A 13,128-nucleotide genomic window follows, 5' to 3' on the forward strand; every position below is an offset into this window, starting at 1 on the left:
ACTCCTCTTGAGTGGTTTTTCGATATTGATAGTGGTGCTGCGGTACTGGACGCAACGCTCACGCGGAGCGGAGCGCCCTGTCACTCATGGAGCGGGATCCCCGTCCAACGGCCAAGGTGCCGGACTGCACGATTTCACGGATGCCGAACGGCTCGAGCACTGAAAGCAGCGCGGCGAGCTTCTCGGGGGTACCGGTTGCCTCAATCACCAACGAGTCTGTGGACACGTCGACGACAGCGGCACGGAACAGGTCTGCAGCCTGGGTAACCTGCAGACGTGTCGCGGCATCCGCACGTACTTTGACCAGGATGTGGTCACGTTGTACGGAAGATTCGGAAGTCAGCTCAACAATCTTGATGACGTTGACCAACTTGTTGAGCTGCTTGGTGACCTGCTCGATGAGGTCGCCGTCGGCGTCGACGACAACCGTCATGCGGGACATGCCAGGAACCTCGGTGGGTCCCACAGCCAGGGAATTGATGTTGAAAGCGCGCCGGGCGAAGAGGCTGGCCACGCGGGTCAGCACGCCGGGCTTGTCTTCTACCAGAACAGACAGTGTGTGGCGGCTCATGCCTAGTCCTCCTCTTCCCATTCCGGGGTCATGTTGCGGGCAACCTGGATCTGGTCGTTGCTGACGCCCGAAGGCACCATCGGCCACACCATCGAGTTGGGGCTGACGACAAAGTCGATGACCACGGGACGGTCATTGATTTCGAGTGCCTTCTGGATGGTGGCATCGATGTCTTCGTCGCGCTCACAACGCAGTGCAGCACAACCGTAGGCATCGGCCAGTTTCACGAAGTCCGGAATCCGGATGGTGTCGTGGCCTGTATTCAGATCCGTGTTCGAGTAGCGGCCCTCGTAGAACAGCGTCTGCCATTGGCGGACCATGCCCAGCGAGGAGTTGTTGATGATGGCGACCTTGATCGGGATGTTGTTGATGGCACAGGTGGCCAGCTCCTGATTGGTCATTTGGAAGCAGCCGTCACCGTCGATGGCCCAGACCACGCGGTCCGGTTCACCGACCTTGGCGCCCATGGCCGCCGGAACCGAGTATCCCATGGTTCCTGCACCGCCTGAGTTCAGCCAGGCATGTGGCCGTTCGTACTTGATGAACTGGGCGGCCCACATCTGGTGCTGGCCAACGCCGGCAACGTAGATGCCTTCGGGACCCGTGAGCTCGCCGATCCGCTTGATCACGCGCTGCGGGGCGGTGAGCCCGTCCTCGGGCTCGGTCCATCCCAGCGGGTACGTGTCGCGAAGGTTGCCCAGGAAGGCCCACCACGAGTCCAGGTCCGGGGTCCCGCTCAGTTCGAACTGCGTTTTCACGGCCTCGGTGAGTTCCGGAATGATTTCCTTGACCGAGCCAACGATCGGGACATCGGCCGTGCGGTTCTTGGAGATTTCCGCGGGGTCGATGTCAGCGTGGATGACCTTGGCAAACGGGGCAAAGGTCTTCAGCACGCCGGTGACGCGGTCATCAAACCTGGCACCGAGGGTGATCAGGAGGTCAGCCTGCTGAAGCGCAGTCACGGCGGAGACAGAGCCATGCATGCCCGGCATGCCAACGTGCTGCGGATGCGAATCAGGGAATGCACCGCGCGCCATCAGGGTGGTGACCACGGGAGCGCCGGTAGCCAGCGCGAGCTCCATGAGCTCTGCGGACGCATGGCCCTTGACCACACCGCCGCCCACGTAGAGGACCGGCTTGCTGGCGGCAGCGATCAACTTGGCAGCTTCGCGGACCTGCTTGTTGTGGCCGCGCACTACGGGGCGATAGCCCGGCAAATCAACCTTCGGCGGCCAGGAGAAGGTCATCTGGCCAACCTGGGCGTCTTTGGCGATATCCACCAGGACGGGGCCGGGACGGCCGGTAGACGCGAGGTGGAAAGCCTCAGCCATGACATGCGGGATGTCATTGGGGTCAGTCACCAGGAACGAATGCTTGGTAATGGGCATCGTGATACCCACGATGTCCGCTTCCTGGAAGGCATCGGTGCCGATGACACCGCTGGAAACCTGGCCGGTGATGGCCACCATGGGCACGGAATCCATGTGGGCGTCCATGATGGCGGTAACGAGGTTGGTGGCACCGGGTCCCGAGGTGGCGATGCAAACGCCAACCCGTCCGGTAACCATGGCGTAGCCTTGCGCGGCGTGGCCGGCTCCCTGTTCGTGACGGACCAGGATGTGATTCATGCTGGAGGCCATCAAGGGGTCGTAGGTGGGCAGGATCGCGCCACCGGGCAAACCGAAAATATCGTCCACGCCGAGTTCTTCGAGCGAACGGACAATTGCTTGCGAGCCGGACATCACCGTTGGGGGTACAACGGTGTTCGGCCCAAGTACAGGAGAGAGAGGTGCAGCAGCGTCGACGACGACGGCCTCAGCCGTACGGTCGACCTTTTCCGGAGCTTTGTGGGCTCCAGCGGACTTTGCAGCCATCAGCGAGGGGCTGATCGGCGATCCTTTGCTCATCGGACTCTTCCTTAGTGGATCTTCAATAGGTGGGTCTTGCTTCGGGGAATAAAAAAACCCCTCAGCCTTCCGGCTCTTCGAGGGGTTTGCGCGTGACGGTTCGTTACCAGTCGGGCTAAGCCACGCGCTTGGTAAGGACGACGATGCCGACGGTAACGAATGTGATCATGCGTTCAGTGTTCCCTCAAAGTGAGATACGTGTCAATCGGGCACTATCGTATCTCACTATTTGGACAGCAATGTCCGCCTGCCGGACTCCGGCCGCCGCGTGGCAGCCGGAGTCCGAAGCAGGAACTACCCGCAGTACGCTCCCGTGGAGGCACTGTGGACAAGCTTGGCGTACTTGGCAAGCACGCCCTTGGTGAACTTGGCTGGCAGTGGCTCCCAGCCCTCCTTGCGGGCCTCGAGCTCGGCTTCGTCGACCAAGAGGTCGAAGGAGCGGGCAGCGATGTCCACACGGATGCGGTCGCCGTCCTTCACGAAGGCGATGGGGCCGCCGTCGACGGCTTCCGGCGCAACGTGGCCGATGCACAGGCCCGTGGTGCCTCCGGAGAAGCGGCCATCGGTCAGCAGCAGGACATCCTTGCCAAGCCCTGCACCCTTGATGGCTCCGGTAATGGCCAACATCTCGCGCATGCCGGGGCCGCCCTTGGGGCCTTCATAGCGGATGACCACGACGTCACCCTTGTTGATTTCGCCATTGTCCAACGCGCTGAGGGCGCCCTGTTCGCGCTCGAAGACACGCGCAGTTCCTTCGAAGACGTCAGCATCGAAGCCTGCACTCTTCACTACGGCACCTTCCGGAGCCATGGACCCGTGCAGGATGGTGATGCCACCGGTCTTGTGGATGGGGTTGTCCAAGGCACGGAGGATCTTGCCGTCAAGGTCCGGCGGATTGATCGAGGCGAGGTTTTCGGCAAGCGTCTTGCCAGTAACGGTGAGGCAGTCACCATGCAGCAATCCGGCGTCGAGCAGTGCCTTCATGATGACCGGCACGCCACCAATTTTGTCCACGTCGGTCATAACGTAGCGGCCGAAAGGCTTGAGGTCCCCCAGGTGGGGAATTTTGTCGCCGATGCGGTTGAAGTCGTCCAACGTCAGCTCGACTTCGGCTTCGCGGGCGATCGCGAGCAGGTGGAGCACGGCGTTGGTGGAGCCGCCGAATGCCATGGTGACGGCAATGGCGTTCTCGAAGGCCTTTTTGGTCATGATGTCGCGGGCCGTGATGCCCAGGCGCAACAGGTTCACCACCGCTTCGCCGGACTTGCGGGCGAAATCATCACGACGGCGGTCAGCCGACGGCGGAGCGGCCGAACCCGGCAGGGACATACCCAAGGCCTCGCCGATGCAAGCCATGGTGTTGGCCGTGTACATGCCGCCACAAGCGCCTTCGCCGGGACAGATGGCTTTTTCGATGCGGGTGAGGTCTTCCATGCTCATTTTGCCGGCGGCACAGGCGCCCACGGCCTCGAAGGCGTCGATGAGGGTGACTTCCTTCTCCGAGCCGTCTTCCAGCTTGACCCAGCCCGGCATGATGGAACCTGCGTAAAGGAACACCGATGCGAGGTCCAGGCGGGCAGCCGCCATGAGCATCCCGGGAAGGGACTTGTCACAGCCGGCCAGCAGCACAGAGCCATCTATGCGCTCAGCCTGCATCACTGTTTCCACGGAGTCGGCGATGACCTCACGGGAAACCAACGAGAAGTGCATTCCCTCGTGGCCCATGGAAATACCGTCCGAGACGGAGATGGTGCCGAACTGCATCGGGAAGCCACCGCCCGCATGGACGCCTTCTTTGGCGCCCTGCGCAAGGCGGTTAAGGGAAAGGTTGCAGGGGGTAATTTCGTTCCACGAACTGGCAACACCAATTTGGGGTTTGGCGAAGTCGTCGTCTCCCATGCCCACCGCACGGAACATGCCACGGGCAGGCGCCGCGTGAATGCCGTCGGTCACCACCCGGCTGCGGGGTTTGATGTCCGGCGTGTTGTCTGTCGCAATTCGGGTGGTGTCACTCATGGTCCAAAGTCTATGTGTACCGGGCGGCTGCGAACGTTGATGCACGCCGGGTTAAGCCCAAACTGCCGAATGTTGCGATTTTGCGGCCACCCTGCCCCAAACGAAGGTCCGTGCCTCGAATGACCTGCGCCTCAACCGTTGGGGCGTGTCTCCTTGAGTTCCTTGGCAATGGATTCAGCTTCGCTTTTGAGCATATCCAGGACACTTGCAATGGTGGCCCGAGCGGCAACTTCCTGCCGCGACAAAGCCACGATGCTTCTGCTTGCTTTGACCCCTGTAAGGGGCCGAAGAACGAGTCCCCGCCGCGCACTTGCCCGGGCAGTGTATCGAGGCAGAAGGCAGATGCCATGGCCCGCGCCCACCAGAGCCTCAAGCACCCTCAAATCCGGATATCGCTGACCCCTCAGGGCCTGCCTGCCTGCATGGAGTTCGATCTGGCGAAGCACCGTGTCGAACGGGAAGCCCTCCGGGACCCCGATCCACGGGTAATCAACAACGTCCTGGGGGCTGAGCCGGACTTTTGCGGCCAAGGGATGACCGGCCGGCATGGCGACGTCCAGGGCTTCCTCCAGGAGCGGCACCACGGTCAGGCCCCGCCGGGCGAAAACTTCCGGCCCGTCCACGCTGTGCGCCAGCACGATGTCGTAGTCCGCCACCAAGGGAGCGAAATGGGCGGTTCCCGGATCCTCGAAATGTGCATCGAAAGTCAGACCATCCACGGAGGAGACCCGGTGCAGGACACCTGGGAGGAGCATTTCCGCAGCGCTGGGAAAGAAAGCAGCAGAAACACGTGTTTGCCAACCGTTCCGGTAGGTGTCAATGGTGGACTCCGCCCGGGCCATGGCTGTGGCTATATCCGCTGCTGCTGCCGCCATGGCCAGCCCTGCTTCGGTCAACTGAACGCCCCGGCCCACTTTCTCCACAAGGACAACACCGATCTCGGCCTGTAGCGTTTTCAGCTGCTGTGATACCGCCGAGGCTGTGACATTCATGGCCTCGGCGGTAGCGCCAACACTTTGCCGGTCCGCCAATTCGCGCAGAATCTGCAGCCTTTTGAAGTCCATGGAGCCAGACTAGGCGACGCCCGGAGAATTGCCTGCCCGCGAATTATCCCGGCCTGCAATTAGTAAGGCAACTGACATTTCGGACAAACCGGCAGGTCAAACGCTGGACAGCCCATAAGCAGGCACGTAACGTCGGCATTACCACGAGCTTCACCCCAGTGAGCAGAAGGGCTTCCACCATGGACTGGTTAATTTGGGTCATTGTCATTGTTTTGGTCGTCGCAATTGTTTGGTGGCTAATGAACCGCAACAAGGCAGGAAACGTCGATACCACCCCAAGCCAAGCTCCCGCCGATGATCGCCTTTCCGGGACAACCAGCACCACGGCCCCGGCAGCGATGGAGCCCAGTAACACAGCTTCCATGCCTGACCCTGGTGCAACGGCAGCAGGTGTGGCCGGCATGGCCGGGGTAACCAACCTGGGCAAGACCGCCGCCGAAGGCAGCGGCCCGACTGTCGACGAGCCAAGGGTTGCCGAACCCGACATTGCCGAACCGGACGTTGCCGAACCCGGACCTTCCGAAGAAATCCACGGCGCCTCCCCTGTCACCCATGACATGCAAGCCGAGCCCCGCACCGCCGTCGACGACTCACCACCTGTTGTAGCCTCCGACGCTCAGCCGGCCACCACACCCGGATTGACCGTGGCCGAACCAGTCATCGCACCCCCCGCGGTGGCCGAACCCGTGATTGACGAACCAGTGGTGGCCGAACCCGTGGTGGACACGGACGCGAAGGTCCACGCCGCAGACGCCGGTGAAATGGACGCCGGTGACGTGGACGACTGGGGCACAGGTGCTTCCGCTGCCGCCTCCAAGGAGGCAGCAGATAAGGCTGAGTGGGAGTCTTCCTGGACAGACGAGAGCGGCACCCCTGTCCATCATCACGAGTACACCGATGCCCACTCACCCACCCTGCCGGGAGCAGAGTCCGCAGCGGCCGAAGATTCGGCGGCCTCTGGTCACCTGGCCGTCGAGCATCCCTACGGCACCGGATCATCCAGCGCCCCAGGGGATGCGTATCCAGTCAAGGCCGACGCCTCGGCCATGACCTACCACGACGAGGACACGGCAGGGTACGACGACGCTGCTGCCGATGTGTGGTTTGAGTCTTCCGCGCACGCAGAGGCTGCCGGATTCCGCCCACCCCGCCGCAGCAGGCACTGAGAAGAACACGCGCTGGGAAGAACGCGCGCGGCCAGACATACAGGCAGGCAGGAACATGGGCAGGCGCTCTCCGGAACGGCGTGATCGCCTCATGCGCGCCTCTGCGCTTGTCCTGCTCTTGTCGCTAACGGGATGCACGGGCAGTCCGTCGTCGCCGGGCACCGCGGCAACACCCAACGCGTCGGCGACCCAGGAGGGGACAACCGATTCAGGGACATCCGCCCCCGGAAGCAGCCAAACGACGCCCGCGTCGCCACGGATCCCGGAAGTCGCTCAAAAGCTCGACGTCGGACTGCAACTGCCATGGTCGGTCGTCTTCCTGCCAAACGGCACAGCTGTGGTCTCCGAGCGCGACTCCGCACAGGTCAAGAGCATCCGAAACGGCGAGGCCACCACCATAGGCGAGGTGTCCGGCGTCGACCCCGGCGGAGAAGGCGGATTGCTCGGACTGGCCCTCTCACCTGACTTCGCAACGGACCGGTGGCTGTACGCATACTTCACTTCGCCGAGCGACAACCGGATTGCGCGGATGAAGTTGACTGAGGACTCTGGTGGTCAATTGGCCTTGGGCGAGGCTGAAGTGATCTTCTCCGGGATGTCCAAGGCCTCAACCCATAACGGTGGTCGAATCCGTTTTGGCCCGGATGGGTTCCTGTACGTGGGAACCGGCGATTCCCAGCGCCGGGAGCAACCCCAGGATACAAACGCCCTGGGAGGCAAAATCCTTAGGCTTACTACGGAAGGACGCCCGGCGCCGGGTAATCCCTTCGGCGATAACGCTGTCTACAGCTATGGGCACCGTAACGTGCAGGGCCTGGCGTGGGACAGTGACGGACGCCTCTGGGCCAGCGAATTCGGGCCGGACGTGGATGACGAACTGAACCTGATCACCCCGGGCGGCAACTACGGTTGGCCTACCGTGACCGGCGCACCGGGCAGAAGCGGGCTGATCGATGCGAAGGTCGTCTGGCCCTCAACGTCGGACGCCTCACCGAGCGGACTCGAAATCGTGGATGGCATTGCCTACACCGGTGCGCTTCGTGGTCAAAGACTGTGGGCGGTTCCCCTTGAGGGTGAGAACGCGGGCACTCCTGTGGCCTATTTCACAGGACAATACGGGCGGCTCAGGGACGTAGCCCGAGCTCCAGACGGCACCCTCTGGGTTATCAGCAACAACAGAAACCCTGATTTCGCGGTGATTCTGAGGGTTGGGCCGTGACACCGCAGGCGACGAGGTGCCGATTTCCCTCTTGGGCGGAAGTCGTGTAGAGTTACATGTCGTTGCGGAGATCGCCGGGGAAAGAAAAGCTTCCGGGTTTGATCAGAATCAACAGCTGCACCTCTAGCTCAACTGGCAGAGCAATTGACTCTTAATCAATGGGTTCCGGGTTCGAGTCCCGGGGGGTGCACCAAGCAAAAGGCCTTGGAGTGAATCCCACTCCAAGGCCTTTTTTGTTGTTCAATACTCTTTTCGGGTCAATCAAATGGCGTTCATCACGCATTGCGCCTTTTGGTCTCCAGCAGTCAAATCGTGGTGTAGAGTTATTTGTCGTTGCGGAGGTCAACGGGGAATGTGAATTTCCCGGATAAGCCGAAACAATAGCTGCACCTCTAGCTCAACTGGCAGAGCAATTGACTCTTAATCAATGGGTTCCGGGTTCGAGTCCCGGGGGGTGCACCACAGAGGAAAGGCTCCGGATCGTAGATACGATCCGGAGCCTTTCTGTATTCCATCTGTTTCCATGCCGGGGCTTCGCAACTTAAACCCCGGCCACAGCCTTCGGTCAGACTTGAGGCAGGTCGGTGTCAACCTGGTGCGATTCCGGCGCCGGCAGCCCGGCAAGGCCCCTGACAACGATCCGAAGTTCCTCGCGGAGGCGGGCGGTGTCCACGGCGACGGGCGACAAGACATCCTGCTCAAGCTTTACTGCTTCTGCAAGCGCTGCAATACCAGCGTCGGTAAGGGTCACCACGTGACTTCTGCGGTCGGAATCACTGCGTTGCCGGGTGACATGCCCGTGCAGCTCAAGCCTCGCCAGGGTGGTCCCCATTGTTTGGGCCTTGACCCGCGCAACTTCGGCCAAAGCCGCCTGCGTAATGGCACCCTTGGCAGCCAATACCTGCATGGCAATGACACCGGCGTGGGTCAGGCCGATGGACTTCAATTTTTCGTTCCACGAGATTTCCACCAGGCGTGCAGCTGTCGAAAGCAATCGGGTGGTGGGCCATCTCTCCATATCTGGCATGCCGACAGTATATGCGCGGAAGCGGTGAGGACGCGGCTTCTCCTACTAAACTGGGAAATCGCGATCACTGGCAAGGAGCACATTTTGGCTGAACGACTTATCCCGGGAGACATCGCCCCGGACTTCACACTTCAGGACGAAACCGGCAAAAGCATGAGCTTGGGGGACCTCCGGGGACGGAAAACCATCCTCTATTTCTACCCGGCCGCTTCCACTCCCGGATGCACCAAGGAAGCCTGCGATTTCCGCGACACGCTCGGGTCACTGCAGGCTGCAGGGTACGAAGTGGTGGGAGTCTCCCCCGACCCCGTCAAGGCGCTTGCCAGGTTCAGTGAGGAAGAACAACTGACCTTCCGCCTCCTCTCGGACGAGGACCACTCCGTTGCCGAAGCGTATGGGGCCTGGGGCGAGAAGAAGAACTACGGCCGCAGCTATATGGGGCTGATCCGATCCACCTTTGTGGTCGATCCCGATGGAAAGCTCTCCCTGGCGCAATACAACGTACGCGCTACGGGGCACGTGGCCAAGCTCCGGCGGGATCTCAAGCTGGACAAGTAGCGGGTACACTGGAGGCCGGTATATGGCATCGACCGTCCAACCCGGCGGTTCGTTAGCCAGCCAGCGCGAGTGGTGAAATTGGCAGACACGCAGGATTTAGGTTCCTGTGCCTTCGGGCGTGGGGGTTCAAGTCCCCCCTTGCGCACAGATATGTGAATACCCCCGGTTGCACGATCGGGGGTATTTTTCTCCTCAAGCCGCGGGGGCCATCCTGAGGGTGCGCTGGGAAGTGCACTCAGGACGTTCAACTAGACTGGAATGCGGTCTGGCCGAAGCCGGCCACAGCACTTCCAACCGGCTTGAGGGGACAAGAGTGGCAAGCAGCAAAATGCGGCACCTAAGCATTCAGTTCGGAGCTGCCGTACTGGCTTTGGGACTGGCAGGGTGCACAGGAACACCCGGCCCCGCACTGTCTACATCCACCAGCAACTCCCCCGCCGTTGAACCTTCGGCAACTTTCAATTTCGGCACGGCGTCCATGCCCTTGGGCCTCGATCCTGCAGTCACCGCCGATTCCGAGTCCTACCGTGTCACCCGTCAAGTCCTCGAAGGGCTCGTGGGGGTAGACGGTGAGACAGGGCAGACCACTCCCCTCCTCGCCACTGAGTGGAAAGACAGCAACAACGGGCTGAGTTACGACTTCACGCTCCGCTCCGACGTGACATTTCACGACGGCACTCCACTGGACGCAACCGCAGTATGCGCCAACTTCAACCGCTGGTTCACCTTCCCCGAGGACCTCCGAAAGCAGGCGCCCGGGATTTCGTTCCAAAGCGTATTCAAGGCTTACTCGGACCAGCCGGTGTTCTCCATCTTCAAAGACTGCAAAGTGGTCTCGGCCAGCGACGTCCGGATCAATCTGACGCGTCCCTTCACGGGATTCCTCCAGGCGTTGACACTGCCGGCCTTCGCAATATCCTCCCCGGCCGCTCTGCAGGCACAGAAAGCCAACGTCCTTGATCAGGTCCGGAATGGCCAAGCCATGTCCAGCTACGCCGGCCATCCTGTGGGTACGGGCCCGTACGAGTTCACTGGCTGGGACGAGAAGAAACTCACCCTGTCCAGCTACAAGGGCTACTGGGGCAACAGGGGACAAATAGCAACCATCAACTTCGTCCCCTACGATCGCGCCGAAACCCGTCAGCAGGCCCTGCTGGACGGCAAGATCGATGCCTATGATCTTGTGACCTCCGGAACCTTTGACCAGTTGGTCAAGAAGGGTGTCCAGATCATCCAGCGCGACCCGTTCTCGGTGATGTACCTCGGCATCAACCAGGCTGTGGCACCGTTGGAAAAGCCAGAGGTCCGCCAAGCGATAGAAATGGCGATCGACAAGGAAGCGTTGATCCGAAAGTTCTTCATCGACAACACCGCGCAGGCGTCCCAGTTCGTGCCGCCCAAACTAAGTGGCTTCAACAACAATGCTCCCTCGTTGGGATACAACCCGGAGAAGGCTAAAGAGCTCTTGAAGAAGGCCGGCTATAAGGGTGAAGAACTGAAGTTCTACTACCCGCTCAACGCCACACGGGCCTACATGCCCACGCCGGAAAAGATCTACGCCGAACTCAGCCGCCAACTCGTGGCTGTCGGCTTCAACATCAAGCCGGTTCCCATCGATTGGGAAGACGGCTACCTCCAGCGGGTCCAATCGGCCGGTGACCGCGGCCTGCACCTGCTCGGTTGGAATGGCTCCTACGCTGACGCGGACAACTTCCTGGGACCCTTGTTCGGCGAATCACGCGCCGAGTTCGGCTACGCAGACTCGGAAGTCTTCCACAAGATAGAACGCGCGCGGGCCATGCCCGAAGGCGACGACCGCAACACCCAGTATCAAGCCATCAACGCAGAGATCGCGGCGTCGGTACCCGCTGTGCCCATCGCCTTCCCCATCTCTGCCCTGGCACTGTCCAACAAGGTGGAAAGCTACCCGGCTTCCCCCGTCCTCAACGAAGTTTTCACAAACGTCCGCCTAAAGCCTTGACGATTCCCCGCAATTTCAGTATTGAGTCTGCGCGGGGATATTCTGTGACAGCCAGTGCCGCCGCTAACGGAGATTGATCGTGACCTTCATTTCCAAGACTCAACATGCCGACGTCGTCCTTATTGGCGGTGGAATCATGAGTGCCACCCTTGGTGCGTTCATCAAACAACTTGAACCCACTTGGACCATCTCCCTCTTCGAAAGACTCGACGAAGCAGGGCTCGAAAGTTCCGGACCATGGAACAACGCCGGCACCGGCCATGCTGCGCTGTGTGAGCTTAACTACTCTCCCGCTGCAAAAGACGGTTCCGTAGACCCCTCCAAGGCCCTGCACATCAACGAGCAGTTCCAGCTTTCCCGCCAGTTCTGGTCCCACTTGGTGGACAGCAACGTGATCGGGTCCCCCAAAGGTTTCATCAACACCGTCCCGCACATGAGCTTCGTCATTGGCGATGACCACGCGAACTTCCTGAAGACCCGGTACGAGGCCCTGAAGCCCAACACGTTGTTCCGCAGCATGGAGTACACCGAGGACCAGGACAAAATCGCCAAGTGGGCCCCCTTGATCGTCAAGGGCCGCGACCGCAAGCAGCGCGTTGCCGCAACCCGCGCTTCGGAAGGCACCGACGTCGATTTCGGCGCCTTGACCCGTGAACTGACCGGCTACCTGCAAAGCAGCGGCGCCGAGGTCAACTACGGACACGACGTCACCAACATCCACCGCGCAGCAGGTGGTGGATGGGACCTCTCCATCAAACACCCCAAGTCCGGCGAGCACGGCCGCATCCACGCGAAGTTCGTCTTCGTTGGAGCGGGCGGCGGTGCCCTCCACCTGCTACAGGCCTCGGGTATCCCCGAGAGCAAGGGATACGGCGGCTTCCCAGTGTCCGGCCAGTTCTTCCGCTGCACGGATGACGCCATTACCTCCCAGCACAGCGCCAAGGTCTACGGCCAGGCGTCCGTTGGCGCCCCGCCCATGTCCGTTCCGCACCTGGACACCCGCTACGTGGACGGCAAGCGTTCCCTCCTCTTTGGCCCGTACGCGGGTTTCTCCACCAACTTCCTGAAGACCTCCAGCTACCTGGACCTTCCGCTGTCCATCCGGCCGGGAAACATCATTCCCATGTTGGCCGTAGCCAAAGACAACATGGACCTCACCGCCTACCTCATCAAGGAGGTTGCCAAGCGGCATGAGGCCAAGGTGGAGGCCCTGCGTGAGTACTACCCCGAAGCAGCCGGGAACAACTGGGAACTGATCACCGCCGGCCAGCGTGTACAAATCATCAAGAAGCACCCTCAGAAGGGTGGCGTCCTGCAGTTCGGCACTGAAGTCATTGCTTCCCGCGATGGTTCCATCGGCGCTCTGCTGGGCGCTTCTCCGGGTGCTTCAACCGCCGTGCCCATCATGATCGAACTGTTGCAAAAGTCGTTCCCCAAGAACTTCAAGGGATGGCAGTCCAAGCTCAAGGACATGATGCCGGGCTACGGCGTCAAGCTCAACGAGAATCCGGACCTGGCCGCGGAACTGGAAGCAAGCACCGCCAGGTCGCTGCAATTGGAAGTGGCCAACGCCATCCAGAGCTAGACCACCCCCGGGGCTGCGGCCGGTTCCCGTCAGT

Annotated in this window: 10 protein-coding genes and 3 tRNA genes; 8 read left to right on the top strand and 5 right to left on the bottom strand. The window is 61.1% G+C overall.

Annotated elements, in window-relative coordinates; translation table 11 throughout:
* Positions 1–58 precede the first annotated feature (58 nt).
* The 4 genes from ilvN to KCX59_RS13660 all read right to left on the bottom strand — a co-directional run bounded on the left by ilvN (position 59) and on the right by KCX59_RS13660 (position 5,558).
* Positions 59–571: an acetolactate synthase small subunit gene (ilvN, locus tag KCX59_RS13645; RefSeq protein WP_011775174.1), complete on the bottom strand. Its 513-nt coding sequence runs from the start codon at positions 569–571 to the stop codon at positions 59–61.
* Positions 572–573: 2 nt separating this feature from the next.
* The gene (locus tag KCX59_RS13650) at positions 574–2,478 is read right to left on the bottom strand and encodes an acetolactate synthase large subunit (protein WP_017199595.1); all 1,905 of its coding nucleotides are present in this window, start codon (positions 2,476–2,478) and stop codon (positions 574–576) included.
* A gap of 294 nt (positions 2,479–2,772) precedes the next feature.
* Positions 2,773–4,494 (bottom strand): dihydroxy-acid dehydratase, encoded by a 1,722-nt coding sequence (gene ilvD, locus KCX59_RS13655; protein WP_179017214.1) that lies wholly within the window; start codon positions 4,492–4,494, stop codon positions 2,773–2,775.
* A 131-nt stretch (positions 4,495–4,625) separates the two neighbouring features.
* Complete coding sequence (locus KCX59_RS13660; RefSeq protein WP_179017213.1) at positions 4,626–5,558, bottom strand: LysR family transcriptional regulator; 933 nt, start codon at positions 5,556–5,558, stop codon at positions 4,626–4,628.
* Positions 5,559–5,737: 179 nt separating this feature from the next.
* On the opposite strand from KCX59_RS13660, the gene KCX59_RS13665 reads away from it, so the two are divergent.
* The 4 genes from KCX59_RS13665 (at position 5,738) to KCX59_RS13680 (ending at position 8,405) form a co-directional block, all read left to right on the top strand.
* Positions 5,738–6,724, top strand: coding sequence for a sunset domain-containing protein (locus KCX59_RS13665; protein ID WP_256871380.1), 987 nt, complete (start codon positions 5,738–5,740; stop codon positions 6,722–6,724).
* Positions 6,725–6,779: 55 nt separating this feature from the next.
* Positions 6,780–7,943 (top strand): PQQ-dependent sugar dehydrogenase, encoded by a 1,164-nt coding sequence (locus KCX59_RS13670; protein ID WP_179017212.1) that lies wholly within the window; start codon positions 6,780–6,782, stop codon positions 7,941–7,943.
* 117 nt (positions 7,944–8,060) lie between these two features.
* Positions 8,061–8,136, top strand: a tRNA-Lys gene (locus tag KCX59_RS13675).
* Between the two features lie 193 nt (positions 8,137–8,329).
* Positions 8,330–8,405 (top strand) — tRNA-Lys (locus KCX59_RS13680).
* A 103-nt stretch (positions 8,406–8,508) separates the two neighbouring features.
* Here the strand turns inward: KCX59_RS13680 and KCX59_RS13685 are convergent.
* Positions 8,509–8,970, bottom strand: coding sequence for a MarR family winged helix-turn-helix transcriptional regulator (locus KCX59_RS13685; RefSeq protein ID WP_091468228.1), 462 nt, complete (start codon positions 8,968–8,970; stop codon positions 8,509–8,511).
* 84 nt (positions 8,971–9,054) lie between these two features.
* On the opposite strand from KCX59_RS13685, the gene bcp reads away from it, so the two are divergent.
* From bcp to KCX59_RS13705, 4 genes are all read left to right on the top strand, one after another.
* Positions 9,055–9,528 (top strand): thioredoxin-dependent thiol peroxidase, encoded by a 474-nt coding sequence (gene bcp, locus KCX59_RS13690; RefSeq protein ID WP_218648973.1) that lies wholly within the window; start codon positions 9,055–9,057, stop codon positions 9,526–9,528.
* A 63-nt stretch (positions 9,529–9,591) separates the two neighbouring features.
* Positions 9,592–9,673: transfer RNA gene (locus KCX59_RS13695), tRNA-Leu, on the top strand.
* 168 nt (positions 9,674–9,841) lie between these two features.
* Positions 9,842–11,509, top strand: coding sequence for an ABC transporter substrate-binding protein (locus tag KCX59_RS13700; protein ID WP_370628990.1), 1,668 nt, complete (start codon positions 9,842–9,844; stop codon positions 11,507–11,509).
* 79 nt (positions 11,510–11,588) lie between these two features.
* Positions 11,589–13,094 (top strand): malate:quinone oxidoreductase, encoded by a 1,506-nt coding sequence (locus KCX59_RS13705; RefSeq protein ID WP_179017210.1) that lies wholly within the window; start codon positions 11,589–11,591, stop codon positions 13,092–13,094.
* Positions 13,095–13,128 lie beyond the last annotated feature (34 nt).

Source organism: Paenarthrobacter nitroguajacolicus (assembly GCF_051027655.1).
Lineage (GTDB): Bacteria > Actinomycetota > Actinomycetes > Actinomycetales > Micrococcaceae > Arthrobacter > Arthrobacter nitroguajacolicus.